25 protein-coding genes are annotated in these 25001 nt (G+C 73.1%); 15 read left to right on the forward strand and 10 right to left on the reverse strand.

Annotated elements, in window-relative coordinates; genetic code table 11:
- Positions 1-54 precede the first annotated feature (54 nt).
- The 6 genes from urtB to ACFY1S_RS16385 all read left to right on the forward strand — a co-directional run bounded on the left by urtB (position 55) and on the right by ACFY1S_RS16385 (position 4796).
- A complete protein-coding gene (gene urtB / locus ACFY1S_RS16360; RefSeq protein WP_364364048.1) occupies positions 55-942 on the forward strand; it encodes an urea ABC transporter permease subunit UrtB in 888 nt (295 codons plus the stop codon).
- Entirely contained in the window at positions 939-2072 is a 1134-nt protein-coding gene (gene urtC / locus ACFY1S_RS16365; protein ID WP_387118167.1) for an urea ABC transporter permease subunit UrtC, read from the forward strand. The genes urtB and urtC overlap by 4 nt, the downstream gene beginning before the upstream one ends.
- Positions 2069-2959 (forward strand): urea ABC transporter ATP-binding protein UrtD, encoded by an 891-nt coding sequence (gene urtD / locus ACFY1S_RS16370; protein WP_387118170.1) that lies wholly within the window; start codon positions 2069-2071, stop codon positions 2957-2959. Before urtC ends, urtD begins: the two co-directional genes overlap by 4 nt.
- Positions 2959-3651 (forward strand): urea ABC transporter ATP-binding subunit UrtE, encoded by a 693-nt coding sequence (gene urtE / locus ACFY1S_RS16375; RefSeq protein ID WP_364364056.1) that lies wholly within the window; start codon positions 2959-2961, stop codon positions 3649-3651. Before urtD ends, urtE begins: the two co-directional genes overlap by 1 nt.
- A 91-nt stretch (positions 3652-3742) precedes the next feature.
- Complete coding sequence (locus ACFY1S_RS16380; RefSeq protein ID WP_387118175.1) at positions 3743-4225, forward strand: molybdenum cofactor biosysynthesis protein; 483 nt, start codon at positions 3743-3745, stop codon at positions 4223-4225.
- A gap of 40 nt (positions 4226-4265) precedes the next feature.
- Positions 4266-4796, forward strand: coding sequence for an SUKH-4 family immunity protein (locus ACFY1S_RS16385; RefSeq protein ID WP_387118178.1), 531 nt, complete (start codon positions 4266-4268; stop codon positions 4794-4796).
- Between the two features lie 6 nt (positions 4797-4802).
- On the opposite strand, the gene ACFY1S_RS16390 is transcribed toward ACFY1S_RS16385, so the two are convergent.
- On the reverse strand, positions 4803-5180 hold the full coding sequence (locus tag ACFY1S_RS16390) for a nuclear transport factor 2 family protein (RefSeq protein ID WP_387118181.1): 378 nt from the start codon (positions 5178-5180) through the stop codon (positions 4803-4805).
- A gap of 166 nt (positions 5181-5346) precedes the next feature.
- Here ACFY1S_RS16390 and ACFY1S_RS16395 point away from each other — a divergent pair, with 166 nt between their 5' ends.
- On the forward strand, positions 5347-6879 hold the full coding sequence (locus ACFY1S_RS16395; protein WP_387118184.1) for a PP2C family protein-serine/threonine phosphatase: 1533 nt from the start codon (positions 5347-5349) through the stop codon (positions 6877-6879).
- A gap of 19 nt (positions 6880-6898) precedes the next feature.
- On the opposite strand, the gene ACFY1S_RS16400 is transcribed toward ACFY1S_RS16395, so the two are convergent.
- From ACFY1S_RS16400 to ACFY1S_RS16410, 3 genes are all read right to left on the reverse strand, one after another.
- The gene (locus tag ACFY1S_RS16400) at positions 6899-7318 is read right to left on the reverse strand and encodes an ATP-binding protein (protein WP_387118187.1); all 420 of its coding nucleotides are present in this window, start codon (positions 7316-7318) and stop codon (positions 6899-6901) included.
- Positions 7318-7647, reverse strand: coding sequence for an STAS domain-containing protein (locus ACFY1S_RS16405; RefSeq protein WP_387118190.1), 330 nt, complete (start codon positions 7645-7647; stop codon positions 7318-7320). Before ACFY1S_RS16405 ends, ACFY1S_RS16400 begins: the two co-directional genes overlap by 1 nt.
- A 247-nt stretch (positions 7648-7894) precedes the next feature.
- Complete coding sequence (locus tag ACFY1S_RS16410) at positions 7895-8227, reverse strand: nuclear transport factor 2 family protein (protein WP_364364076.1); 333 nt, start codon at positions 8225-8227, stop codon at positions 7895-7897.
- 163 nt (positions 8228-8390) lie between these two features.
- Between ACFY1S_RS16410 and ACFY1S_RS16415 the strand changes: the two genes are divergently transcribed.
- Positions 8391-8777 carry a DUF2267 domain-containing protein gene (locus tag ACFY1S_RS16415; RefSeq protein WP_387118194.1) on the forward strand — a complete coding sequence of 129 codons (387 nt, stop codon included), beginning with the start codon at positions 8391-8393 and terminating at the stop codon, positions 8775-8777.
- A 66-nt stretch (positions 8778-8843) separates the two neighbouring features.
- Here ACFY1S_RS16415 and ACFY1S_RS16420 read toward each other — a convergent pair whose 3' ends face one another.
- Positions 8844-11678 (reverse strand): RICIN domain-containing protein, encoded by a 2835-nt coding sequence (locus ACFY1S_RS16420; protein WP_387118197.1) that lies wholly within the window; start codon positions 11676-11678, stop codon positions 8844-8846.
- 268 nt (positions 11679-11946) lie between these two features.
- Positions 11947-12792, reverse strand: coding sequence for a copper resistance protein CopC (locus ACFY1S_RS16425; protein WP_387118200.1), 846 nt, complete (start codon positions 12790-12792; stop codon positions 11947-11949).
- A 123-nt stretch (positions 12793-12915) separates the two neighbouring features.
- Here ACFY1S_RS16425 and ACFY1S_RS16430 point away from each other — a divergent pair, with 123 nt between their 5' ends.
- Genes ACFY1S_RS16430 through ACFY1S_RS16440 form a run of 3 tightly spaced genes read left to right on the forward strand, consistent with a single transcriptional unit; the run spans position 12916 to position 15533 of the window.
- Positions 12916-13380: a hypothetical protein gene (locus tag ACFY1S_RS16430; RefSeq protein ID WP_387118202.1), complete on the forward strand. Its 465-nt coding sequence runs from the start codon at positions 12916-12918 to the stop codon at positions 13378-13380.
- 5 nt (positions 13381-13385) lie between these two features.
- Entirely contained in the window at positions 13386-14726 is a 1341-nt protein-coding gene (locus ACFY1S_RS16435; RefSeq protein ID WP_387118205.1) for a hypothetical protein, read from the forward strand.
- 36 nt (positions 14727-14762) lie between these two features.
- A complete protein-coding gene (locus ACFY1S_RS16440; RefSeq protein ID WP_387118208.1) occupies positions 14763-15533 on the forward strand; it encodes a nucleotidyltransferase domain-containing protein in 771 nt (256 codons plus the stop codon).
- A gap of 136 nt (positions 15534-15669) precedes the next feature.
- Here ACFY1S_RS16440 and ACFY1S_RS16445 read toward each other — a convergent pair whose 3' ends face one another.
- Together ACFY1S_RS16445 and ACFY1S_RS16450 are read right to left on the reverse strand one after the other, a co-directional pair.
- Positions 15670-17373: a hypothetical protein gene (locus ACFY1S_RS16445; protein ID WP_387118210.1), complete on the reverse strand. Its 1704-nt coding sequence runs from the start codon at positions 17371-17373 to the stop codon at positions 15670-15672.
- 220 nt (positions 17374-17593) lie between these two features.
- Entirely contained in the window at positions 17594-19168 is a 1575-nt protein-coding gene (locus tag ACFY1S_RS16450) for an FAD-dependent oxidoreductase (protein WP_387118212.1), read from the reverse strand.
- Positions 19169-19243: 75 nt separating this feature from the next.
- Between ACFY1S_RS16450 and ACFY1S_RS16455 the strand changes: the two genes are divergently transcribed.
- Positions 19244-19837 carry a helix-turn-helix domain-containing protein gene (locus ACFY1S_RS16455; protein ID WP_387118215.1) on the forward strand — a complete coding sequence of 198 codons (594 nt, stop codon included), beginning with the start codon at positions 19244-19246 and terminating at the stop codon, positions 19835-19837.
- 15 nt (positions 19838-19852) lie between these two features.
- On the opposite strand, the gene ACFY1S_RS16460 is transcribed toward ACFY1S_RS16455, so the two are convergent.
- Positions 19853-20515 (reverse strand): response regulator, encoded by a 663-nt coding sequence (locus ACFY1S_RS16460; RefSeq protein WP_387118218.1) that lies wholly within the window; start codon positions 20513-20515, stop codon positions 19853-19855.
- Positions 20512-21642, reverse strand: a complete 1131-nt coding sequence (locus tag ACFY1S_RS16465) for a sensor histidine kinase (RefSeq protein ID WP_387118221.1) — start codon at positions 21640-21642, stop codon at positions 20512-20514. Before ACFY1S_RS16465 ends, ACFY1S_RS16460 begins: the two co-directional genes overlap by 4 nt.
- A 144-nt stretch (positions 21643-21786) precedes the next feature.
- On the opposite strand from ACFY1S_RS16465, the gene ACFY1S_RS16470 reads away from it, so the two are divergent.
- From ACFY1S_RS16470 to ACFY1S_RS16480, 3 genes are read left to right on the forward strand one after another with little or no spacing between them, the layout of a single operon-like run.
- Positions 21787-22776, forward strand: a complete 990-nt coding sequence (locus ACFY1S_RS16470) for a carboxymuconolactone decarboxylase family protein (RefSeq protein ID WP_387118224.1) — start codon at positions 21787-21789, stop codon at positions 22774-22776.
- Between the two features lie 9 nt (positions 22777-22785).
- A complete protein-coding gene (locus ACFY1S_RS16475; RefSeq protein WP_387118227.1) occupies positions 22786-23238 on the forward strand; it encodes a DUF6220 domain-containing protein in 453 nt (150 codons plus the stop codon).
- Complete coding sequence (locus ACFY1S_RS16480) at positions 23235-24977, forward strand: multicopper oxidase family protein (protein ID WP_387118230.1); 1743 nt, start codon at positions 23235-23237, stop codon at positions 24975-24977. The genes ACFY1S_RS16475 and ACFY1S_RS16480 overlap by 4 nt, the downstream gene beginning before the upstream one ends.
- Positions 24978-25001: the final 24 nt, after the last annotated feature.

A 25001-nucleotide genomic window follows, 5' to 3' on the forward strand; every position in this document is an offset into this window, starting at 1 on the left:
GTGTTGCCGCACGGCCCGCCCGGGCCACCCGACCAGCAGTACGGAGTACCCACCGTGACAGTCCTCTTCGGTCAACTCTTCACAGGCATCAGCATCGGCGCGGTGCTGCTGCTCATCGCGCTCGGGCTGGCGCTGACGTTCGGCCAGATGAACGTGATCAACATGGCGCACGGTGAGTTCATCATGGCCGGGGCGTACACCACCTACGTCCTGCAACAGAGCATCACCGGGGCCGGGTTGTCGCTGCTGGTGGCGCTGCCGGTGGCGTTCGTGGTCGCCGGCGCGATGGGCGTGCTGTTGGAGGTCCTGCTCATCCGCCGGCTCTACGCCCGACCACTGGACACCCTGCTGGTCACCTGGGGTGTGTCGCTGATGCTGCAACAACTGGCCCGGGACGTGTTCGGCAGCCCGAACGTGCAGACCCGCGCACCGGAGGTGCTCACCGGCAACGTGGAGCTGCCCGGCGGGCTGACCATCGCCACCAACCGGCTGTTCATCCTGGCCCTGGCGCTGGCCGCCGTCGCGGCGCTCACCCTGGCGCTGCGGCTCACCCCACTCGGGCGGCGCATCCGCGCGGTGGTGCAGAACCGTGACCTCGCCGCCGTGTCCGGCATCGCCACCTCCCGGATCGACCGGACGACCTTCTTCGTCGGCTCCGGCCTGGCCGGGCTCGCCGGGGTGGCGCTCACCCTGCTCGGCCCGATCGGCCCGACCATGGGCACCAACCTGATCATCGACGCCTTCCTGGTCGTCGTGGTCGGTGGGATTGGGCAACTCAAGGGCAGCGTGCTCGTCGCCTTCGCCCTCGGGGTGCTCCAGGCCACCGGGGAGTACCTCACCACCCTCAGCGTCGCCAAGGTGATCGTCTTCGTGGCGATCGTCGCGTTCCTCCAGTGGCGACCTCAGGGCCTGTTCACCCTGCGGACCAGGAGCCTCGCATGACCGCCGTGACACCCGCGCCGCCCGGCACCACCGCCCGTGCCGCGTCACCCGGCGACCCACCCCCGGGTCGGCCCGCGGCCCGTTCGCGGCTGCGGACGGCGGCCGGGTTCGCGTTCGGCGCGGCGCTGCTGTTCGCCGTCGCCCCGCTGGTGCTGTCGGACTTCCGGCTGGCCCTGCTCGCCAAGTACCTCTGCGTCGCCATGGTGGCGGTCGGCATCGGGATCGCCTGGGGTCGGGGCGGCATGCTCACCCTCGGCCAGGGCGTCTTCTTCGGCCTCGGTGGCTACGCGATGGCCATGCACCTCAAGCTCGCCGACGCGGGTCCCGGTGGGATGCCCGACTTCATGCAGCTGTACGGGCAACTCGACGAACTGCCGCTGTGGTGGCGGCCGTTCGCCAGCCCGTGGTTCGCGCTGCCCGCCACGGTGCTGCTGCCGATGGCGGTCGCCTTCGGGCTCGGCTCGCTGGTGTTCCGTCGCCGGGTCCGGGGGGCGTACTTCGCCATTCTCAGCCAGGCCCTCGCCGCCGCGATGGTGATCCTGCTGATCGGGCAGCAGGGCACCACGGGCGGCACCAACGGGCTCACCGACATCAAGGGCTTCTTCGGGTACGACCTGGACGACCCGGTCAACAAGCGGATGGTCTACCTCATCATCGCCGGCACACTGCTGGCCCTGCTCGCGTTGGCCCGCCAACTCATCCACAGCCGCTACGGCGAACTGCTGGTGGCGGTCCGCGACGGCGAGGAGCGGGTCCGGTTCCTCGGCTACGACCCGGCGTCGGTCAAGCTCGTCGCGTACGTCGTGGCGGCAGGTATGGCGGGGTTGGCAGGGGCGCTGTTCGTGCCGGCGGTGGGCATCATCTCGCCCGCGCTGATCGGCATCGTCCCGTCGATCGAGTTCGTCATCGGCGTCGCGGTGGGTGGCCGGGCGACACTGCTCGGGCCGGTACTCGGCGCGGTCGCGGTGGCCTGGGCGCGTACCGCTCTGTCGGAGCGTTTCCCGGGCACCTGGACGTACCTTCAGGGGTTGCTCTTCGTGGTGGTCGTCGCGTTCCTGCCCGGCGGCCTGGCGTCGCTGTGGGCGCTGGCCCGGCGACGCGCCGGGCGGACGGAGGTGCCGGCGGCATGAGCGAACGCACCGAGCGCAGCGAGGGCCGTGAGCGCATGCCCAGCCAGCACGGCATGAGCGAACGCACCGAGCGCAGCGAGGGCCGTGAGCGCATGCCCAGCCAGCACGGCATGAGCGACGGGCGGCTGGACGGGTTGTCCGTCCGCGACGTGCGGGTCAGCTTCGACGGCTTCACCGCCGTCGACGGCGTCTCGTTGGAGGTGCCCGCCGGTGACATCCGGTTCCTGATCGGGCCGAACGGCGCCGGCAAGACGACACTCGTCGACGCGATCACCGGGCTGGTCCGGGCCACCGGTTCGGTCCGCTTCGGGGACCACGAGCTGCTGGGTCGCCCGGTGCACCGGATCAGCAGGCTCGGCGTCGGACGCACGTTCCAGACGTCGTCGGTCTTCGAGGAGCTGTCGGTGGTGCAGAACCTCGACATCGCGGCGGGCGCCCGGCGCGGCTGGGCGACCCTGGCCCGTCGCCGACGGGGTGTGCCCGCCGAGGTGGCCGCCGCGCTGGAGACCATCGGGCTGACCGCGCGCGCCGAGCAGCTCGCCGGCACGCTCGCGCACGGCCAGAAGCAGTGGCTCGAGATCGGCATGCTGCTGGTGCAGGACGCGCGGCTGCTGCTGCTCGACGAGCCGGTCGCCGGGATGAGCCACGAGGAGCGCGACGCGACAGGCGCCCTGCTGGAGACGGTGAGCCGGGACCGCACGGTGGTGGTGATCGAGCACGACATGGACTTCCTGCGCCGGTTCGCGCGCAGCGTGACTGTGCTGCACGCCGGTCGGGTGCTCAGCGAGGGCACCGTGGCGCAGGTCCAGGCGGACCCGCGCGTGCAGGAGGTCTACCTTGGCCACCCGGTCGACGCCGGGTCGGCCCCCACGGCTCTGGAGGCATGATGCTGACGCTGCGCGGGGTGCACGCCGGGTACGGGCGCTCCCGGGTGCTGCACGAGGTCGACCTCGCCGTCCCGCCCGACGGGGTGGCCGCGGTGCTGGGGCACAACGGCGCCGGCAAGAGCACCCTGTTGCGGGTCGCCGCCGGGCTGCTGCGCCCGAGCGCCGGCGTCGTCGAGCTGGACGGCGAGGACGTCACCCGCCTCGGGCCGCACGAACGGGTGGCGCGCGGGATGGCGTACGTCCCGCAGGGGCAGCAGTGCTTCCCGCACCTGACCGCCGCAGAGAACCTGCGGCTGGTCGCCGACGGCAGGCGCGACGGCGCGGTGGCCACGGCGGAGGCGCTTGATCTGTTCCCGGCGCTGCGCCCGCTGCTGCGGCGCCGGGCCGGTCTGCTCTCCGGCGGTCAGCGCCAGCAGTTGGCCATCGCCCGCGCCCTGATCACCCGCCCGCGGCTGCTGATGCTCGACGAGCCGACCGAGGGCATCCAGCCGTCGGTGGTCACCGAGATCCAGGAGCGGATCGTCGAGCTGACCCGGCAGCCCGGCTTCAGCGTCCTGCTCGTCGAGCAGCACCTGGGTTTCGCGTTGCGGGTGGCCGGTCGCTACCACGTGCTGGAGTCCGGTCGGGTCACCTCGCGCGGCGACGGCGGTGTCACGGCCGAACGCGAGGTCCGGGCGGCCCTGGCGGTCTGAGCCGCGACCCGGTGGACGTCTCGACCGTGCCCGGCGCCGGTGTCCGCCGACCGGCCCCGGAAGAACCGGTCCGGTTCGTAGAATCCCTGCCATGCCGGAGATCGTCGAGTTACTGGCCTCGCCCGTGCACCGCTTCCTGGGCCGGCCCGCCGACGGCCCGGCCCCGGCCCCGCCCGGCGAACTGGTCGACGTGGTCCGCATCCGGTCCGGCCTCGGCATCGTCGGCGACCGCTACTTCGGCCAGCCGGCGCACCGCGACGCGAGCGTGACAGTCATCGCCCAGGAGTCCCTGCCGGCGGGTGTCGGTCTCGCGGAGGTCCGCCGCAACATCCTGACCAGCGGCATCGCGGTGGACGAGCTGATCGGCAGGGTGCTGGTGCTGGATTCCGGAGACGGCCCGGTCAGCCTGCGGGTCAACCGCGCCGCGCGGCCGTGCGCCTGGATGGACGTCACGGTCGGCCCGGGGGCGTGGAAGGCGCTACGCACCACAGGCGGCATCAGATGTACGCCCCTGGACGACGGCACCCTGCGCCTCGGCCCGGTCGACATCACCGTCGGGCCGGTGCGCGCGTGAGCCGACCGGGGACAGCGCAGGATCATTCGGAGGTGGTGGAATGACTCCCGAGCTGCGTCAGCTCATCGGGGAACTGCGGGCCGACCTGGTCGAGGACGAGCCGGCGAGCCTGGAGTACGCCCACTTCGGCGAGGGTGCCGCTATCGACTCGGTGCCCGCGGGCCTCCCGGCCGACCTGCGGGACCTGCTGCTGGTGGCCGACGGCCTGCGGGCCGGCCGGGTCGAGCTGGCGTCAACGTCGGCCCTCGCCGGCATCCAGTACCACCTCGACTACGCGCCGGACTTCTCGGCCATCCCCGACGACCGGGCGGGTTGGTTGGTGATCGGCACCTGCGGTGACGACCCGATTTTCCTGGACCGCGGCACCGGCGCCGTCTGGTACTTCCCGCCGACCGGCACCGAGTGGTTCATGTCGGACGCGTTCGAGGAACTGGCCCCCGACCTCGGCTCCTTCGTGGATTATCACGTGCTCGGCCCGGGCTACGCCGAGCTGACCCCGGCCGACGACAGGTGGTTCGCGTTCCTCGACGAGCAGGGCCTGCTCGACGACGAGGAGGACGAGACCCCGTGACGGCGGTCAGACCGGACTGATGTGCGCGGCGAGGACCCGCCAGCCGTGCGGGTCGTCGTGGACCCAGGTCCGGGTGTAGCGCAGGCGTGCCGACATCCGCACCCCGTCGAACACGCCTGCCACCCGGCCCTGGAAGAACGTCGCCCCGGTCGAGCCGACCACGAGCAGGTCCAACTCCTCCTCCACCAACTCCTCGATCACCGAGGTGCGGTTCCGGTACGCGGCCAGGTCGTCCTCCTTGCGGTACACGCGGCCGTCCGGACCGATGGCGATCAACTGGTCGACGAGCAACTGGTCGAGGGCTGCGACGTCACCGGCCCGTTGGGCGGCCTGAAGGGTGCGCTCGGCATCGAGCAGCTCCGCCTCGCGTTCACTGTCCGGCATGGGCCGTCCTCCCGATCGGGTCCACCCGGCGCCATCGTCCGACCGGGCTGTCCGCATTGTGGCAGCAGGACGGCCCGCCCACGTGCGGATCGCGGGCGCGTCGCCGCCGGACGCCCGCCCTCACCGAACCGGTGGACGTTCCCGGTCGGAGCACTAGGCTGCTGGCGTGACTGACCGAGGCGCGCGAGCCGCCGACCCGGCGCCCCGCGTCGAGGACGTCGTCCGGGAGGTCCTCGCGGTCGTCCCGGCCGGGTGCACCTGGCTGCGGCCGGTGCGTGACGCCGGGGTCGTCGCCGACTTCCGGATCGAGGCCACCAGCGGGCAGGACATCTACGGCCGCGGGGTCGGCCGGGTCGGCCATCTGCTCAGCGAGCTGTACCCGAGCATGGTCGACGGTCCACTCTGGCAGCTGTACCAGGAGGTGCTCGCCACCGGAACGCCCGGCCGGCTTGCCGACTTCCGGTACGCGGAGGAGAGCGCGGGCGTCGTCGCCGAGTCGCTGTTCGACGTGCGGGTGGACCGGGTGCTCGCTGGGCTGCTGGTCGCCTGGCGCCGGCTGGACGAGGACCAGCGGCGGGTGGCGCGTACCGAGCTGTTGGGCAGCCTCGGCTGGGCCGAGTACGACCTGGCCAGCGGGGTCAGCGAGTGGTCACCGGGGATGTACCGGATCTTCGAGCGGGACCCGTCGCTCGGTCCGCTGTCCCGGGCCGAGCAGGCGGCGGCCATGCTCCCCGACGACCAGATGTTGGGCGAGGTGGCCTGGCAGACGCTGGACAGCGGGGCGTCCTCCGATGTCACTGTCCGGTTCCAGGCGCCGAGTTCGGTGAAGTACCTGCGGATCCTCTCCGACGCCTCCCGGGACGCGTCCGGCGCACCGTTGAAGATCCACGCCGTGGTGCAGGACGTGACCGCGCGGGTGGATTCACGGACCGCCATCGAGCAGCTCAGCGACCAGCTCCGGACCCGGGAGACCACTGCGCTTGCCGAGCACCGGCTGGCCGGACAGTTGCAGAACCTGATCCAGCCGGTGCCCCGCGACGTGTTCGGGCTGGCCGGCCTGGAGGCGATGGTCACCTACCTGCCGGCGGAGAGCGCGGCCCGCGTGGGCGGGGACTGGTACCACGCCCAGACCCTGCCGGACGGCACCGTCGTGCTCGCCGTCGGCGACGTCGCCGGTCACGGGCTCGACGCGGCAAGCGGGATGGCGCACCTGCGCTTCGCCCTGGTGGCCTGGCTGTCCATCGGCATCCACGACCCGGCGGAGCTGGTCGGTCACCTCGACCGTCTGTGCGGGCAGCTCGCGATCACCGCGACCGCGGTCGTCGCCGTCTACGACCCGGCGACCCGGGAGCTGTGCTGGGCACGCGCCGGGCACCTGGCGCCGCTGCTGTCCCGCGCCGGCGAAACCGGCCCGCTCGACCTCCCGCCGGGTCTGCTGCTGGGCGCCGACGCCGGCGCCGCCTCCGCGTACGGGGTGCGTGCGGCACGCCTGCGCCCCGGTGACCTGGTGCTGTTCTACACCGACGGGCTGGTGGAGCGGCGGGTGCCCGCCGACGCCCCGCTGGAGCAGGTGGTGGTGACGCTGTCCGCGTTCACCGCCGGGCCGGGGGAGCCGGCCCTCGGCCGCCTGCGGGAGCTGCTGCACCACCCCAACCCGGACGACGACACCTGCACCCTGGCCGTGCGCGTGCTGCCCTGACCCGACCAGCCGGGCCGGGTCACAGCTCCAAGCGGATCCGTACGACAGTGCCCTCCGGCGCGCCGAACAACGCCACCTCGTCGCAGACCTGCTCCACGATGGCGAGGCCGCGGCCCCGTACCGCCTCGGCGGCCGGCATGGGCCGACCGAGCGCGCGCGCCGGTCCCTGGTCGATGACGTCGCAGACCAGGTGGCCCGCCTCGGTCCAGAGCCGGACCTGGCCGCCGCCGGTCGTGTGCTGCAACGTGTTGGTCGCCAGCTCACTCACGGCCAGCGCCAGCAGCTCCGTTCGGTGCGGTGCCAGACCCCGGGCCGAGGCGCCGGCGCAGACGAACGCGCGCAACGCCCGCAGATCCGTCGCCACCTGGTACGACATGGTTTCCGTTGCAGGGGCGGACGCGTCCTGCTCGGTCACGATCTCCCGCCGGTCGGCCGGCATCAGTCGGCCACCTGCTCGTCGGCGGGTGGGCTCAGCAGCTCGCCCACGCCTGTGATGTCCAGCACCTCGGCGACCGCGCCGTCGGCGTTGACCACGTAGAGCCGCCTACCGTCGCCGCGCGCGGACTGGTGGGCGGTCACCAGGGTGTGCAGGCCTGTGGAGTCCAGGAACCGCAACCCGCCCACGTCGACCACGACGACCGGCGCGCCGCGCACCGCCGAGGCCAGCACGGCGGTCAGCTCGTCCCGGGCGGCCAGGTCGCACTCGCCGGTCAGGGTGACCACGATCCGCCCGGGTGCGGTGGACGTCCGGGCCTCGAAGTGGGGCATCGGGCAGCAACACCCTTCCTGGTTGCGACGGCCGTTGTCGGCACATCATGCCACCCCCCACCCGCCGGACCGTGTCGTCCGTTCGGCGGTGATCAACAACGGTCCGTTCCTGACCGTCCGGCCGGCCGGCGGCGGGTCGGGGCGCGGCCTCAAAGGCGATCGACTCGCTCAGGTCGCGGCCACCTGGAACAGCCGGTGACCATCCAGACCCGCGACAACGCCGTCTCCTCTGGTGGGGTGCACGAACCTACGGGCGGATGTCCAGCGCGCCGATCAGACCGTCGCGCAGCGTGAACCGGTACCGCAGCTCGACCGGGCTGCCGGGAAAGGTGCCGCTCACCCGGACGAGGACCTGGTACGAGTCGCCCGCCTGCGGCGTCACCCGCAACGGCTCGGCCGTGTACGAGTACGCGTCCATCGACTTCTGCCGCCACGCGCGGATCGAGGCCCGCCCCTCGTACAGCCGGTCCTCGTCGGCCACGCTCGCCGTGTCGGCAAAGCACGCCACGAAGGCGTCCAGGTCGGCGTCGTCGACGGCTCGGAAGTACCTGTCGAGCACCTCGGGCAGGTCGACCGCCATCTGCTCCTCCTGCGCCGCGGGCCACTCTCGGGCGGCCGCTGTTTCCCGGTCCTCCCCACCGTACGAGACCGGTCGGAGCGGTGCGGAGCAACGAACAGAACGCGCCTGGTTTGCCGCTGGTCGACCCGGGTAGCCACGCGTTTCCGGAACGAGAGGCGGGGGCATGGCCGAGCTGACGTTCGTCGACAAGGTTGCCGCACGGGCGGGTGTGTCGCCGCAGCAGGCGCGCCCGCTGACCGAGGCGATCCTTCGCACCCTCACCGAGCGGCTCAGCGGCGGAGAGGCCGCCGCGCTCGCCCCCCACCTGGCCCCCGAGCTGAGCCCGCTGCTGGTCAAGGCCGCCGAGGCGCCCGAGGCGTTCGGGTTCGACGAGTTCCTGCGCCGGGTGGCCGACCGCGCCGACGTCGACCGGTCCGCCGCCGAGCGCGGCACCCGGGCCGTGCTCCAGACCATGCACCGGGTGGTCGGGCACCGGGAGTTCGAGGACGCGTTGTCCCAACTCCCGGCGGACCTGCGGGCGTTGGCCCAGCCGCTGCCGCACGGCCCCTGACCACGCGTCGGGTCGACCGCCGTGGGCGGGGCCCGGCCGTCGACCGGCCGGACCCCACCGTCGGCTCTAGCTGGCGTTGACCACCCACTTCTGGTGCGCGCCACCGGAGTTGGTGCCGATCTGGATCTGGGTGCCGTCGGCGGTGCCCGCGCCAGCGGCCTCCAGGACCTTGCCCGACTGCGGGTTGCGGATCGACCCGTCGGCCTGCGGTTGCCACACCTGCGCGCCGGTGCCGTTGCACGTCCACAACTGCACCTTGGTGCCGTCGGCGGTGCCCGCGTTGTCGATGTCCAGGCACTTGCCGAGGACCCGGTAGGTGTCCCCGACGCGGCTCCACGACTGGGCGCCGGTGCCGTTGCACGTCCAGAGCTGGATCTTCGTACCGTCGGCGGTGCCGGCGTTGTCGACGTCCAGGCACTTGCCACCGATACCCGTGATGCTGCCCGCGGCGCCGCTGGCGCTCGCGTACACCTCCAGTTCGTAGATCCGGGCCGCCGGGTCGGTGGTGCTGGTCGGCGCGGTGATGGCCAGCCGGACGTGGCGGGTGCCCGCAGCGACGACGTCGTGCGTTGTGGTGCTCGCCGTGTTGCCGGTCACCGTGGCCCGGGTGGTCCAGGTCGTGCCGTCGGGGCTGGACGCGATCGTGAAGTCCCGGGTGTTCCAGGCGGTGTTCTCACCGCCCGCGCCGGCGTGTTTGACCACCACCCGGTTCACCGCGTACGGGGCGCCCAGGTCGACCTGGAGGTACTTCGCGGTGCCCTTGGAGCACCACTTGTCGCCGTTGCCGCCGGAGACGCTGCCGTTGACGGCCTTGGCCGGGCTCTCCGTCGTCGAGCAGGAGCTGTCCGCGGTGGCCGCCTTGTTGAGCGCCAGGTTGGTCCCGCCACCGGGCGGCGGGGTGACACCCGGGATGGCGTTGAGCGTGTACCACGCCTCGGTGCTCCACAGTGACTGGCCGCTGGTGGAGGTGAACGGGCGCGGCGAGCGCAGGTGGACCACCCGGCCGGCCTTGCGGCCGTCGACCGCGAGGGTGACCTTCCTGCCGTCGGCCGAGAGCGTGGCCGACGTGACGGTCAACGTCTCCTCGTCGATCTTCGGGCCGCCGTAGCTCGACGTCGCCACGTACCGCCATTGCTTGATCTTGTAGTGCGCGGCCAGGTCGGCTGCCGTCTCCGCCGACACGGGCTGGGTGTACTCCACCTCGAACCCGGCGGTGGTGGCCCGCATGGCGAGCATCTCGAACGCCGTGGTGCTGTTCGGGGTGAGCTTCTGCAGGCCGTACGACAGTTTGCCGGTCTGGCCCCAGTTGCCGCCCGCGCCGAGCCCGCCGACGTAGATCGCGCCGTCCGGACCGACGTTGACCTCGGAGACGCCCGCCTCCAGACCCTGGGTGAGCCGGAACAGGGCGCCCTGGTACTCGCCGTTGACCTTCTCCACGTACGCCCGCTGGAGACCGCCGTAGGTCACGTCGCCGATGACGAACTGGCCGGCGTAGCGGCCGCTGGTCAGGTACATCGGAGTGCTCGGCGAGTTGGCGATCTCGTTCTGCGGCATCCAGAGCACCGGCGCGGTGACCGGGTTGGCGTCGAACGGGCCCGCCGGGTTGGTGTAGTGGTTGAAGAAGCGGCCCTGCTTGACGTGCAGCAGCTTCGACGACGGCAGCCAGCCGCCCTGGTTGTCGGTGACGAAGAGGCCACCCTCGGGACCCCATCCGATGCCGTGCGGGGTGCGCAGGCCGCCGGCGACGTAGCTGACCGCGCCGGTGTCCTTGTTGACCTTGAGGGTGGTGCCCCGGTTGACGGCGGGCTGCGGGTTGGTGGTCGCGCCACCGGAGTTGATCGACACCGACAGGTTCAGGTAGAAGAACCCGTCCTGGTAGAGCAGGCCGAACGCGAACTCGTGGAAGTTCCCGCCGTACGGCCAGGTGGCCACCGTGTCCAGACGTTCGGCCACCTCGTCACCTGTGGTGCTCACCAGCCGGGTCAACCGCTGCTTCTCCGAGACGTAGACCACCCCGTCGACGACCTTGAGCCCCATCGGCTCCTTGAGGCCACCGGCGATCTTCTTGGTGGTCACCGCGCCCGGGGTCGTCGCCCCGCCGGTGTTGCCGAGGATCCACACCTCGCCGTCCTGGGATGTGCCGGACTGGTCGCTGCCGCCCCAGGTCGAGATGACCAGCCGGCCGTCGGGCAGCCAGTCCATGCCGGTGACCTTCGGCTGGAAGCCGCTGGGCCGCAGGTTGGTCAGCGTGTAGCCGGGGTGCACGCCGGTCAGCGGCAGGCCGTCGCCGGGGGAGTCGGTGACGCCCTCGCACTCCTTGCGACCCGGCGCGGTCACCCGCACCACGCCCGCGTCGGTGCTCAGCACCGAGTTCGGTACGACCACGAAGGACGACGAGCCGGGCGTGCGCCACTCCAGGGTGATCTGCTGCCCACCGTCGCGCTCGAAGTGGTCGATGCGCAGCGGGTGCAGACCGGCGGCGAGGGTGACGGTGCCCTCCCTGGGCGGGGTGGCGCCGTGCAGGCCGTCGTGGTTGATCACCACGCTGTTGTCGATCGCCAGCTTGGACCCGTCGTCGCTGCTGAGGCGGAACGTGTAGCTGCCGGTCTGGGTGATGGTGATGTTGCCGAGCACCTGCGAGACGAAGTAGTTGTCGAAGCCGAAGTCGGCGGTCGACGTCCAGTTGATCGTGGACATCAGCTTGTCCACGTTCGGGGTCTGCGCGGGCTTGAGCGTGCAGATCTCGGAGAGCGGCACCTGTACGTCGAAGACGCGCAGGGTGACGCCCGGTTCCTGTTCGGGGGCGGCGCTGGCCGGGGCGGCCCAGAGGCCGCCGGCGAGGACGAGTGCCAGCGCACCCAGGAGGGGACTGCGGAGTCGGCGTAGCAGCCGTGTGCCCATCGTTCCTCCAGGAGGGATCGGAGTGTCCGACGGCCGGCGTGCGAAGCAGTGGTGTGAGGCGGTGGCCGCCGGCCCGGCTCCGAAACGTCCTCGACGCCGACGAGTGACGATCCGGAAACACCGGGGTTGATGGGTCGAGACATTAAGGGGTTTCGATTGCGCTGTCCATGGCTTCGCGTCGATGCATCAAAAGTTCCACATGTTCGTACGAAAGTCGGGGCCGGACGCGCCGAACCGTCAGGTGTGTCGCGTGGGCTGTCGGGCGGTCCTAGCGCCGGCCCCGGCGAACCGACTTACGGCTCGCGCCGCCCTTGCGAATTGCGGCGTCGCCGGGCCGGCGGGCGGCGTCTCCGGGCCGGCGGGCGGTGCCGGCGGGCCGGCGGGCGGTGCCGGCGGGCCGGCGGGCGGCGCCGGTCGACCGGGCGGAGGCGGGCTTGCGCCGGGCGGCCACCACGACGATCGCGCCGACGACGAGCACGACGCCGGCGGGGAGCAGCCAGGGCGGCAGGCCACCGTCCGCCGGGGGAGCGGTAGGCCCGGCCACCGGCGCGCCGCTCGTCGCCGGTGCGGCTGTCGCGGCCGAATGGTCGCCCTCGGCCAGCGCCAGCAGAGCCGGCTCCGGCCCGTTCGTGGGCGCCGACCAACCGGCCGGCGCGGCCGTGCCCGGGCCCTGGTAGTCGAACGTGACCTCGCCCCGCACGGCCTCACCGTCGGAGGCGACGGAGAGGTAGCTGGCGGTGTAGCGGCCCTTCGCCGGCCAGTGCGCCACGGTCACCATGGCCGGGAAGCCTGTGTGGTACAGCCTCGGCTCGAACACGCCGTTGACCATGAAGTACTCGGTGACCGGCTTGTCCAGCCGCTTCGGCTCACCGAACGACCAGCCGCTGTCCACACGCGACCCGTTCGGGCCGGTGATGGTGAAGTGCGCGTTCGGGGCCGGCTTCTCGGTGAAATACAACGCCAGCTGGGTCAGCGGCTCGCGTACCACGGTGCCGGTCAGCGGGGTGGACGTCGCCAGCTGGCCGTGCGCGGACGCCGGAGCGGCGGGCAGTGCCAACGACACCACGGCCGTCGCGGCCACCGCGGCCGCGACCCGGCTCAGGACCCTACGCACAGTGGCCAGCCTCGATCGCATTCGTTCATCATGGTCATTTCCCAGTCGCCGAACAAGACGTAGAGTTCTCATCCCCGACGATCGGTTCCACCCCCGTCCCCTCGCGTCGTTCGGAGTCCGCCCGTGCCCGTCCGTACCCCCGCTCTCCGCACCTCCGCCGCCCTCGCCGCCGGCCTGCTCGCCACCCTGCTCGCCGCCGGTTGCGGGGAGAGCGACGACCCGTCGGTGGCGACCTCCTCGACGCCGACGACGGCCTCCGCGTCGCCGAGCGCCAGCACGGGGTCGCCGAGCCCGACGCCAGCCGCCAGCGTCAGCACCCCGAGCGCGGACGTTGAGATCATCTTGCGGATCACCAAGCGGCGGGTCGATCCGCCGACCGGCCGGGTCACCGTCGCCAAGGGCGAGCTGGTCCGGATCACCGTCACCTCCGACGTGCCTGACGAGCTGCACGTGCACGGGTACGACCTGGGCGCCCGACTGCCGGCCGGCACCCCCGGCTCGGTCGAGTTCCGCGCCGACAAGACCGGGCTGTTCGAGGTGGAGACGCACGAGACCGAGCTGGTGCTGGTCCAGCTCGTCGTCCGCTGAGCGGAATGACCGCCGATCCCGCGCTGCTGGCGCACGGCGTCGGCGGCCGGCAGGACCTGCCGATCACGCTGCCGCAACTCGTCGTCGCCGCCGCGCTCACCCTCGTCGTCACGTTCCTCGCGCTCGGTCTGCTCTGGCGTGAGCCGCGACTGGACCGGGACGCGACAGGTGGCCGCCCGGTGCCCCGGTGGCTGGCCGGCCTCGTCGACGCGCCCGCCTTCCGGTGGGTGCTGCGCGGCCTCGGCCTGCTCGCCGCCGCCTGGTTCTGCGTGGGTCTGCTGGCCGGACCGGACACCGCCGAAAACCCGACGGCCGGGGCGCTCTACGTGCTGCTCTGGGTCGGGCTGGCACCCGTGTCGCTGCTGCTCGGCCCGGTCTGGCGGGCCGTCAACCCGCTGCGGACCCTGCACCTACTCGCCACACTCGCGGCACGACGCGATGCACGGCGCGGCATCCGGGAGCTGCCGGCCGGCGTCGGGATCTGGCCGGCCGCCGGCACCCTGTTCGGGTTCGTCTGGCTGGAGCTTGTCGCGCCCGACAGGGCCACCCTGCCGGTCATCACCGTCTGGCTGGCCGCGTACGCGACGGTCATGCTGGTCGGGGCCACGCTGTACGGCGCCGGATGGTTCGACCGGGCCGACCCGTTCGAGACGTACAGCACGCTCATCGGTCAGCTCGCGCCGATCGGCCGCGCCGACGACGGCGTGCTGGTATGGCGCAACCCCCTCGACGGCATCGCCGGGATGCGACCCCGTCCCGGGCTGGTCGCCGTGGTGGTCGTGCTGCTCGGCTCCACGATGTACGACAGCCTCTCCAACGCGCCCGGTTGGCTGCGCTTCAGTCAGGAGAACGGGCTGCCCCCGGTGGTCACCGGCAGCACCGGGCTGGTCCTGGTCATCGGTGCCGTCGCCGTCGCGTACCTCGCCGCCACCGGGGCCGCGGCCCGGATCGGCCGCGCCGGACCCGCCGAGGCCCGTGCCGTACCCGGCGAGATCGCCCACTCCATCGTGCCGATCGCGGTCGGGTACGTGGTGGCGCACTACTACTCGCTGCTGATCCTGGAGGGCCAGCGCACAGTCGCGCTGCTGTCCGATCCCCTCGGCACTGGCGCGAACTGGCTCGGCACGGCCGGTTGGCAGCCGCACACCGGACTGGTCACGCCCTCCGGGGTCGCCACCCTCCAGATCACCGTGATCATCCTTGGGCACCTGCTCGGCACCCTGCTCGCCCACGATCGCGCCCTGTACCTGTTCCCCAGGGCCCGGGCGGTCGCCGGCCAGCTGCCGCTGCTGGCGTTGATGGTCGCCTACACCGTCGCCGGACTGCTGCTGCTCTACGCGGGGTGACCCGACCCGGTCCCGAGCCGTGCGTCAGGATGGTTCGTGGACTCCGATCTTCAGCAGTATCTCGACGACCTGGTCGCCGCCGCCCGGGACGTGCTCGGCGCCGACCTGGTCGGCGCGTACGCGGCCGGTTCGGTGGGGCTCGGCGCGTACCAGGCCGGGCGCAGCGACGTCGACGTGGCGCTTGTCAGCGCCGGTCCGCTGACCGAGGTGGCGAAGCGTGCGCTGGTGGCGCGGCTGCGGCACGAGTCGCTGCCCTGCCCGGCGCGCGGGCTGGAACTTGTCGTCTACCGCCGCGCGGTGGCTGCGTCGGGCACCCCGGAGCCGGGCTTCGAGGTCGAACTGAACACCGGGGCGACGATGCCGTTCCGGTGCACGCTGGACCCCGCCGACCGGCCCGCCGCCGACGGCCGCTTCTGGTACGGACTGGACCGCAGCATCCTGCACCAGAGCGGCCTGCCGCTGCTCGGGCCACCGGCGGGGGAGGTCTTCGCCGACCCGGCTCCGGCCGACCTGCGTCGACTGCTCATCGAGGCGCTGTCCTGGTGGCTCGCGTTGCCGACCCCGCCGGACGACAGGCCCGCGCCGGGCGCCGAGGACGCCGTGCTCGGCGCCTGCCGATCGCTGGTGCGCCACCGCGACGGTGTCTGGCTGGCGAAGGTGGCGGCGGGGCAGCGACTCATCGACGGCGGCGACACGTCCGAGGTGGTCCGCCAGGCGATCGCGGCGCGACACGGTGGACCACCGCCGACCGGAGGTCAGGCTCGCGCCTTCCAGCGGCGGGTCCGCGACGAGATCGCCGGTACGTGAGGCAGGCGTCCGTCACCGCACCGGGCCGGCGGGTCGCCGCCGGCGCGCGACGACCCGCCCAGCCTGCCAGCTCCGCCGACCCGTCGAGCCGGTTCCGCACGGAATCCGCCCTGCTCACCGCCGACGCGGCAGGCAGTCAGTGCCGGGCCGTGCCGTTCTCGCTGACCGGCTGGCCGAACGCCAGGAACGGCACCGGCGTCGGTACGTCGGCGCCGATGTGCCGCGGGTAGGTCGGCCGGGCGTCGGCGGGTGGCGCGGAGGCCTCCGGCTCGTCGGCGGCGTCCGAACCACCGGGCTCGGCAGTGACGTGACCCTCGACCGGATGCTCGACGGGCGCCCGCTCGGCCACGGGTTGCGCGGCGCGCTCGTGCTCGTCGACCTGCTGCTCGGCGCGGGCCTGGTCGGGCATGGACTGCTCGGCGCGAGCCTGGTCGGGCGTGGGTTGCTCGGCGCGGGCCTGGTCGGCCGGGGGCTGCTCGACGGCGGGGCGGTCGAGGCTGATCAGGTTGGCGCCCTGCCGGTCCGGCGCGGACCGGTCGGAGGTGGCACGGTCGGCGTGGGAACGCGTGCCCACCATCGGGTACTCGGCGGTCTCCGTCCCGCCGGCCGCCGCGGCCATCACCGCGGCGGCGGCCAGGTCGGCCACCCGCTTGGCCTCCCGCTGCACGCGGGCGCGTACCTCCTTGGCGTGCCGCTCGGCGGAGTCGCCGGCACGTCGGGCCTCCTCCAGCCGGGCGCTCTCGGCGGTGAGGTCCCGGCGGACCTCGTTGAGCCGCTGCTGCATCCGGGACAGCTCGTTCTCCAGCGTCTCGCCCTCCTCGCGGATCTCGGCGAGCTGCTGACCGGCGGTGTCCAGTTCGGCGTTCAGCGCCGCGGCCTCCTGCCGACGCTCCGCGATCTCCTGCTGCAACGCGGCGAGCTGCTCCTGGTGGCTGGCGGCCTGCTCGTCGGCCCGGTTGCGTAGCTCGGTCACGTGCTGCTGCGCCTCAGCAAGCAACTCGGCGATCTGCTGCTCGGTGGCGCTGCGCTGCTCGGCCAGCTCCTGCTCGGCGGCGGCCCGCTGCTCGGCGATCTCCTGCTCGGCGGCGGTCCGCCGTTCGTTGACCTCCCGCTCCACGCCGGCCTGCCACTGCGCCATCTCCTGCTGGTTCTTGGCCCGGGCCGCCTGGAGCTCCTGCTGGATCTGCGTACGGGCCGACTTCATCAACGCGTCGGCGGCCACCCGGGTCTGGTTGAGCTGCTGCGCGCTCTGCTCGGTGATCCGCTTCGCCTCGTGCTGCGCGCGCTCGTGCGCGGTCTCACCGTCGACGCGCAGCTGCTCCGCGTGCTCGCGGATCGCTGTCAACTCGGCCTCGGCCAGGGTGCGCCGCTCCTCGTGGGCCTGCTCCTGCTCGGCGCGTCGGTTCGCCAGTTCCTCGGCGAGGTCCTGGCGCGCCTGGGCGGCGCGTTCGCGGGTGTCGACCAGGATCCGCTCCGACTCGGTACGCAGCTCGTTGGCCCGGTCGGTGGCCGTTTCGATGATCATCGCGGCCTGCTTCTCGGCGAGAGCCATTATCTCGCCGACCATCGGGCCCAGATCCTGGAACGAGGCCCGGTCCACCTGCACCGGCTGCTCCTGGAGCTCGGCCAGCTCGGCGCGCAGGCGCTGCACCTCGGCGGTCAGTTCGCGGACCCGCACGGCCGAGCGCCCGTGTTCCTTGCTGAGCATGGTGAGCTGGCCGTCGAGCTGCTCCAGGTGCCTGTCCACCTGGCGTTTGTCGTAGCCGCGCAGGGCGAGCTCGAAGGTTGGCCGAGAGGCCGCATCGTCGCGTACTGCGAGCGGCTCAGCGCCGATGGACATGCACCATCCTCCGTACGATCGGGCGCCAGGGGGCCGGCGGTCCGTGAGTGTGGCGCAACGCTACCGCCGCGCCCACCCCCGTGCGAAGCCCCGCCCCCGACTCCCGCGCGACCCGGGCCCCCGCCTTCGTCGATCGTGGACGGGTGGTGCCCGGAAGATCGCGGTCCGCCGGCTTTGTCACCCGACCCCACCTGACGGTCGACGCACGTGGCGGTGGGAATCAGCGGCGTCGGGCCACCAGAACCGCGTCGTGCAGGGTGACCGGGTTGCCGTCCGGGTCGGTGGCGGCGCGCGGGCGGGCCTCGGCGGTCACGATCTCCCAACGGGACGGGGACAGGGAGGCGGCGACGTCCTCCGCGGTGTACATCATGTCCGGCAGGTGCATCCGCCGCGCCGACGTCCACAGGTCCGACGGGTGGTGCCCGACGATGAGCAGGGTGCCTCCCGGGGCCACCGCGGCGGCCAGCCGATCGAACAGCTCCCGCCGCTGCTCCGGAGGCAGGTGCATGAACTGCGCCGACACCAGGTCGTACGCGTCTTCGGCCGGCGGCTTGTCGCGCAGGTCGGCGTGCGTGAACTCGATCCGGTCGCCGACCCCGACGGTGTCGGCGTGCTCGGCCGCGCGGGCCAGCGCCGTGGTCGAGATATCCACGGCGGTGACCCGCCAGCCCCGCTCGGCCAGCCACACCGCGTCGGCGCCCTCGCCGCTGCCGACGTCGAGCGCGCGTCCGGGGCTCAGGTCGGCGGCCTCGGCGACCAGTTGCGGGTTCGGCCGGCCGCTCCACACCGCCGGCTTGGACAGGTAGCGCTCCTCCCAGGCCGGCTCCTCGAACGCCGTGGCCACCATCTGCCGGTAGGCGGTCACCGCCGCGCGGGTGTCCTCGGCGATCAGGTCCGCGTTGATCGCCGCCCCGGCGGTGAGGCCGGCCGCGGCGGACGCGATGACCTGGCCACGGATGTCGGCCACGTTGCCCGCCACCCAGACTCCCGCGACGGTCGTCGCGCCTGTGGCGTCGGCCGGGATCTGGGTGCCGACGACGTGCCCGCCCATCGTCACCTCCTCCGGCGCCAGGCCCAGAGGGACCAGCAGGTCGGCGCGGGGAACCGTCCGGCTCGCGACCACTACCGCGTCGAGCGCCACCACCCGGCCGTCCGCGAGGCGTACGCCGGACAGCGCGTCCCCGGTCACCTCAAGCCCGGCGACCGGTCCCGGCACCACGGCGATGCTCCGCGCGGCGAGCCGCTCGGCGGTCTCCTCGTCCGGTGTGGGGGCGTCGTGCAGCAGGAGCAGCACGTGTGAGCTCCACTGTCGCCACATCTCGGCCTGGTGCACACCCATGGGCCCGGTCGCCAGCACGCCGATCCGCCGGTCCTGCACCTCCCAGCCGTGGCAGTACGGGCAGTGCAGCACGTCGCGGCCCCACCGCTGGGCCAGTCCGGGGACGTCGGGCAGTTCGTCGGTCAGTCCGGTCGCCACAAGCAGCCGGCGGGCCCGTACGCCGCTCCCGTCGTCGAGGGTGAGCAGGAACCCGTCGTCGTCGCGGGTGGCGGTCCGCACCTCGCCGGTGCGGAACCGTCCGCCGTACCCGGCCACCTCGCCCCGCCCGACGGCGAGCAGCTCGCCCGGTGGGGTGCCCTCGCGTCCGAGGTAGTTGTGCACGTGGCCGGCCGGCGCGTTGCGCGGCTCGCCGGAGTCGATCACCAGCACCGATCTGCGGGCCCGGCTCAGGGCCAGCGCCCCGCTGAGCCCGGCGGCGCCGCCGCCCACCACCACCACGTCATATGTCTCGTCCACGGGTTTCTCCCTCTGTCGGTCGGTTCCGCCCCACCATCCGTCGCCGCCGACCGCATGGCAACTATCCTTGCCGTTATGGCAAACGACGACTCCGCCGCGCTGGCCGCCGTCGGCCCCCGGCTGCGGGCCCTGCGCCACCGGCGCGGGACCACGCTTACCCAGCTCGCCGAGCTGACCGGCATCTCGGTGAGCACCCTGTCCCGGCTGGAGTCCGGCAGCCGTCGACCCACCCTGGAGCTGCTGCTCCCGCTGGCCCGGGCCTACCAGGTGGCGCTCGACGAGTTGGTGGACGCCCCGGCCACCGGCGACCCCCGCGTACGCCCCAAACCGATCGTCCGGCACGGCATCACGTTCCTGCCGCTGACCCGCCAACCGGGCGGCCTCCAGGCGTTCAAGGCGATCTTCCCGCCGGACGCACCCACCGGCGACCGGACCCAGCAGACACACGAGGGCTACGAGTGGCTCTACGTGCTCTCCGGCCGGCTCCGGCTGCTGCTCGGCGACCGCGACCTGACGCTCGACCCGGGCGAGGTGGCCGAGTTCGACACCCGCGTCCCGCACCGCATCCTCAATCCCGGACCCGGCGCCGCCGAGGCCCTCGTCCTCTTCGGCCCGCAGGGCGAACGGCTGCACGTGCGCGCCCGCCCCGCGAACGCCGAGCAGCGGTAGGCGCGCCGGAGGGCGTCACCGGCGTCGTGGTGTGACAAGTCCCGACTCGTACGCCCACACGACCAGCTGGGCGCGGTCGCGGCAGTGCAGCTTCGCCATCGCCCGGTTGACGTGTGTCTTGGCGGTCAACGGGCTGATCACCATCCGCTTGGCGATCTCGTCATTGGTCAGCCCTCGGGCGACGAGTTCGACGATCTCCTGTTCGCGGGCGGTCAGCACCTCGCGTCCGGCCGCCGGCTCGGCAGGCGGCGGGCCGGTCACGAACTCGCTGATGAGCGTCCGGGTGACGGCCGGGGCGAGCAGCGCGTCGCCGCGGGCCACGACGGCGACGGCCCGCAGCAGGTCGGCGGGATCGGCGTCCTTGAGCAGGAACCCGCTGGCGCCCGCGCGCAGCGCGGCGAACACGTAGGAGTCGAGCCCGTAGTTGGTGAGGATGAGGACGCGGACCGCGGCGAGGTCGGGATCGGCGGCGATGCGCCGGGTGGCGTCGATGCCGTCGAGCCCCGGCATCTGCACGTCCATGAGCACGACGTCCGGGCGCAGGCGTCGTGACAGGTGAACCGCCGAGGTGCCGTCGGTGGCTTCGCCGACGACCTCCAGGTCTTCCTCGGCGTCCAGGAGCGCCCGGAATCCGGCCCGCATCAGCGCCTGGTCGTCGGCGAGCAGGACCCGGATCACGCGGGCCCGTCCACCGGGAACGTCGCCCGTACCGCGAATCCTCTGTCGTCGCGGACGGCGGCCCGCAGGGTGCCACCCAGCCCGGTCACCCGTTCCCGCATCCCCCGCAGGCCGACGCCCGGCGTGGGGGTCCGGTCCGGCGACGCCCGGCCGTCGTCGGTGACCGAGACGGTCAGCTCCGCCGGTGCGTACTCGACGTGGATCTGCGCGGTGGCGGGGCCGGCGTGGCGGGCGACGTTCGTCAGGGCCTCCTGGACGACGCGGTACGCGGCCTGGTCGACCTCGGCGGGCAGCTCGCGTGGCTGACCGGTGACTGTCACCCGCACCGGTACGCCGGCCGCCCGGGTCCGCTCGGCGAGTTCGTCCACCCGGCCCAGTCCCACGCCGTCCCCGTCGGTGGGGGAGCGCAGGACGTCGAGAGTGGTACGCAGCTCCCGCATGGCGGCGCTGCTGGCCTCCTGGATCGCCAGCAGCGTGGCCGACGGTTCCTCGCCGTGCTTGCGGGCCAGGTGCACGGCGATCCCGGCCTGCACCTTGATTACGGAGATGCTGTGGGTCAGCGAGTCGTGCAGGTCCCGGGCGATGCGCAGGCGCTCCTCGCCGGCGCGACGCAACGCCATCTCCTCGCGGGTGCGCTCGGCCTCGACGGCCCGCTGCTCGACCTGCTCCAGGTACGCCCGGCGCTGCCGCGCGACGAGCCCTGCGACGTTCGCCGCCACGAACCAGCCCAGCAGGAGAGCGGTCCGCTCGACGATCAGCTGACCGGGCCGGTCGGCGGGCGCGACCGAGATGTCGCGGGCCAGGAAACCGCCGAGGAAGACGACGCTGGCGACCGCGGCGGCCGACCGGTGCCCCCGCCAGGCGGCGATGTAGACCGCGCCGAGGACGGGGAACGCGGCGGACACTCCCGGGTGGACCCGGACGTGCAGGGCCAGCATGGCCGCGGTCACCACGCCCAGCGCCAGCACCGGGTGCCGCCGGCACACCGCCAGGGCCGCCGCCATGGCCAGGACCAGGACGACGTCGAGCGCCCGGATCGTCGCCGCGTCCGGCGCGAGCGCGGCGTTGCCGAGCAGGAGGCCGCCGAGGGCGAGGCCGCTGAGGGCGTACGGCAGGTCGCGGCGCATGTGTCGAACTGTAGAACGGGCAGTCGCCGGGGAGCATCCACCGCCCGTGGTAGGAGGACGTACCGCGGGCGCGGTACCGGCGACCTCGCAGGTGTCTGCGGCGGCACGACGTTTTCCCGGCCCGTCGCGGCGAGCATCGAGCCCATGACATACCGCTTCTTCACCCCCGCTCCGGCGAAGGCCGCGACAGGTCTGACCGCTGATGTCTACCGGCAGTTGTCTGACGACTTCCTCGGGCCGGCGCCGACGTTCCAGGCACTCGCGGCCGTACCGGAGGTGCTGGCGGCCACCTGGGCGCTGATGCGCGAGGCCCTGCTCGCCGGGGCCGTGTCCCGGGTCGACCGCGAGCTCGTCGCGTCGGCGGTGTCCCGGGCCAACCGCTGCCCGTTCTGCGTGGACGCCCACGTGATGCTGCTGCACGCGCTGGGCGAGCACGAACTGGCCGAGACCGTCGCCCGGGGTGGGACGCCACCCGAGCCGAGGCACGCCGAGCTGGTGGCCTGGGCCGAGGCCAGCCGCAGCCCGACAGCCACCGGCTGGACCAGCAGGTACGCCCCCGAGGTCACCGGCACCCTGCTCGCCTTCCACTTCATCAACCGGGTCGTCTCGGCGCTGCTCGACGCCGATCTGCTGCCCGGCGGGCTGCAACGCTCCCCGCTGGTGCGGTCGGTGGGGGGCCGGCTCTACGCCCGCACGGCCCGGGGGTCGAAGGAGCCCGGCCGCAGCCTCCCGCTGCTCGACACCGGCACGACGGCGCCAGCGGCCTGGGCGGGGGAGAGCCCGGTCGGCGTCGCGTACGCGGCGCTGCGGAACGCCGCCACCGGGTGCGGGGACCTGCTGGGCGACGTGGCGCGCCAGACCGTCGCGGCCACCGTGCGCTGGGAGGACGGGCGGTACCCGGCCCGGCCGTCGGACTGGGCGGTCGACCTGGTCCGGGACGTACCCGGCACGGACCGCGTGGGGACCCGCATCGCGTTGCTCGCGGCGTTCGCGCCCAGCGCGATCAGTGTGGGCGACGTCGCGCTCTGGCGGCTCTCCCATCCGCAGGACGCCGACCTCGTGCGGCTCGTCGCGTACGGGGCGATCACCGCCACCGACCATGTCGCCCGGACCCTGACCTCGGCGCACCTCTAGGAGGTCAGCATGCGCAAGGCATTCGTCATCGTCAGCATCCTGTTGCTCGTCTCGTTCGCCCTGCAGTTCGTGTTCGCCGCCGTCGGCGGGTTCACGAAACCCGGTGGCGACGGCGCGTACGCCCTGCACAGCGTCAACGGCATGGCGGTGATCCCCGTCCTCACGGTGTTCACCGCCCTGTTCGCCGCGTTGGCGAGGGCACCGGGCCGGATCATCGGACTGGCGGTCCTGCCGATCGGGCTCGTCGTCGTGCAGGCGCTCATCGCCATGCTCGCGAACGCGTCCACCGACGCCGCCGGCGCCAGCACGCCGCTCGGCCTGACGATCGGCGGGCTGCACGCGGTCAACGGAATCGTCGCGGTGCACGTCGTGGTCGGCGTGCTGAGGGCGGCGCGACAGCTGGACCGACCGGAGCGGGTGGAGGCCACCCCGGTGCCCCTGCGCGAGGGAGAGCCGGCATGACCACCGGTTCGCTGCTCGCGGCAGATCTCGTGATCGTGGTTCTGGCGGCCGCCGGATTCCTGGGCGGTGGCGCGGCGTCCGCCGCGCGGCGCCGCCCGCTCGCGCTGGGGCTGGCGGTCTTCGCGCTGCTCGCCACACTCGCCCGGGCGGTCACGATCACCGCGCTCGCCCGCGCCGGTTGGTGGTTCGCGGCGGAGAAGGTGCTCATCGCCGGCCCCCTGACGCTCGCGGCGGTCGCCGTCGCCGGGCCGCGGCTGCCGCGGGCCACCGCCGGCGACATCAGGTCCGTCGCGGTTCCGCTCCTGTTCGCCGGGTACGCCCAGAGCAGCGCCCTGCTCGTGACGCTCCTGCACGGCTTTCCCGCGTCGGCGGGGGTGGGACTGCTGGCCCTCGCCGGTGTGCTGGCGGCAACGGCGCTCTCCCGGCTCGCCCTGGGCGCGCGCCCGTCCCGGACGGTGTCCCGGGTGGGCCTCGGGATGGCGGTCGCGGCGCTGGTCACCGGAACCGGTCTGGTGGTCGCCCCGGCCGCCGCGCCAGGCGTACCCCACGATCACGGATATGGGGATGCGCGGACCGTCGGCGAACCGACCAGGCGGTTCACCCTGACGGCCGGGACAGCCACCGTGCGGGCCGACGGCCGGGACGTCGCGGCGTGGGCGTTCAACGCGCAGGTCCCCGGTCCGGAGCTGACGGCCACCGTCGGCGACGTCATCGAGGTGACCCTGCGCAACCGGGACATCGCCCGGGGCGTCACGCTGCACTGGCACGGGTACGACGTGCCGAACAGCCAGGACGGGGTGCCCGGCGTGACCCAGCCGGCGGTCCGGCCCGGGCAGGAGTTCGTCTACCGGTTCCGTGCCGATCAGGTCGGCACGTACTGGTACCACACGCACTCGGCCTCCGACGTCGGCGTGCGGATGGGCCTCTACGGTGTCCTGGTGGTACGCCAGGCGCCTGTGACAGGCGTCGACGTCACGGTGCCGGTGCACACCCTTGCCGGTGTGGCGCTACCCGAGCCGAGAACCGAGCCGGTCGAGGCGGGCGTGCCCGTGCGGCTGCGACTGGTCAACACCGACAGCAGGACCCACAAGTACGCCCTGGCCGGGACCCCGTTCCGGGTCGCCGCGATCGACGGATCCGACCTGCGGGGCCCGACCCCGCTCGTGGACACCGCCGTGCTGATCCCGGCCGGGGGTCGCTACGACCTGGTGTTCACCGCGCCCGCCACGCCCGTGGCGTTGTTCGTCGACGGACGGGCCGTCCACTCGACCGGGCCGGTGTCGGCGACGACCGCCGCCTGGCCGGTGCTGGACCCGCTCACCTACGGCGGCGCTTCCGCGCAGCCGTGGTCCCGGTTCGACAGACGGTTCACCCTCGTCCTCGACCGCGGCCTGGACCTGCACGGGTTGCTTCCGCGCTACGCCCACACCGTCAACGGCGCGGCCGACCCGGACATCCCGCCCCAGGTCGTACGCCTCGGTGAGGCCGTGACGTTCACTATCGTCAACCGGTCCCAGACCGTGCACCCGTGGCACCTGCACGGCCATCACGTCCTCGTGCTGTCCCGCAACGGCAGGCCGGCGACCGGCAGTCCGTTGTGGTGGGACTCCTTCGACGTACGGCCCGGCGACGTGTGGCAGGTGGCGTTCCGGGCGGACAACCCCGGAGTGTGGGCCAACCACTGCCACAACCTTGCGCACGCCGAAGCCGGGATGACCCTGCACCTGATGTACTCGTGATCTCCTTCCACGGGTACGCGGGGA

Origin of the sequence: Micromonospora sp. NPDC000663 (assembly GCF_042898105.1) — a bacterium.
GTDB lineage: Bacteria > Actinomycetota > Actinomycetes > Mycobacteriales > Micromonosporaceae > Micromonospora.

Coding starts and splice junctions, on each gene's coding strand:
- urtC (WP_387118167.1), top strand. CDS start 939: ATGACCGCCGTGACACCCGCGCCGCCCGGCACCACCGCCCGTGCCGCG.
- urtD (WP_387118170.1), top strand. CDS start 2,069: ATGAGCGAACGCACCGAGCGCAGCGAGGGCCGTGAGCGCATGCCCAGC.
- urtE (WP_364364056.1), top strand. CDS start 2,959: ATGCTGACGCTGCGCGGGGTGCACGCCGGGTACGGGCGCTCCCGGGTG.
- ACFY1S_RS16380 (WP_387118175.1), top strand. CDS start 3,743: ATGCCGGAGATCGTCGAGTTACTGGCCTCGCCCGTGCACCGCTTCCTG.
- ACFY1S_RS16385 (WP_387118178.1), top strand. CDS start 4,266: ATGACTCCCGAGCTGCGTCAGCTCATCGGGGAACTGCGGGCCGACCTG.
- ACFY1S_RS16390 (WP_387118181.1), bottom strand. CDS start 5,180: ATGCCGGACAGTGAACGCGAGGCGGAGCTGCTCGATGCCGAGCGCACC.
- ACFY1S_RS16400 (WP_387118187.1), bottom strand. CDS start 7,318: ATGCCGGCCGACCGGCGGGAGATCGTGACCGAGCAGGACGCGTCCGCC.
- ACFY1S_RS16405 (WP_387118190.1), bottom strand. CDS start 7,647: ATGCCCCACTTCGAGGCCCGGACGTCCACCGCACCCGGGCGGATCGTG.
- ACFY1S_RS16410 (WP_364364076.1), bottom strand. CDS start 8,227: ATGGCGGTCGACCTGCCCGAGGTGCTCGACAGGTACTTCCGAGCCGTC.
- ACFY1S_RS16415 (WP_387118194.1), top strand. CDS start 8,391: ATGGCCGAGCTGACGTTCGTCGACAAGGTTGCCGCACGGGCGGGTGTG.
- ACFY1S_RS16420 (WP_387118197.1), bottom strand. CDS start 11,678: ATGGGCACACGGCTGCTACGCCGACTCCGCAGTCCCCTCCTGGGTGCG.
- ACFY1S_RS16435 (WP_387118205.1), top strand. CDS start 13,386: ATGACCGCCGATCCCGCGCTGCTGGCGCACGGCGTCGGCGGCCGGCAG.
- ACFY1S_RS16445 (WP_387118210.1), bottom strand. CDS start 17,373: ATGTCCATCGGCGCTGAGCCGCTCGCAGTACGCGACGATGCGGCCTCT.
- ACFY1S_RS16455 (WP_387118215.1), top strand. CDS start 19,244: ATGGCAAACGACGACTCCGCCGCGCTGGCCGCCGTCGGCCCCCGGCTG.
- ACFY1S_RS16465 (WP_387118221.1), bottom strand. CDS start 21,642: ATGCGCCGCGACCTGCCGTACGCCCTCAGCGGCCTCGCCCTCGGCGGC.
- ACFY1S_RS16470 (WP_387118224.1), top strand. CDS start 21,787: ATGACATACCGCTTCTTCACCCCCGCTCCGGCGAAGGCCGCGACAGGT.
- ACFY1S_RS16475 (WP_387118227.1), top strand. CDS start 22,786: ATGCGCAAGGCATTCGTCATCGTCAGCATCCTGTTGCTCGTCTCGTTC.
- ACFY1S_RS16480 (WP_387118230.1), top strand. CDS start 23,235: ATGACCACCGGTTCGCTGCTCGCGGCAGATCTCGTGATCGTGGTTCTG.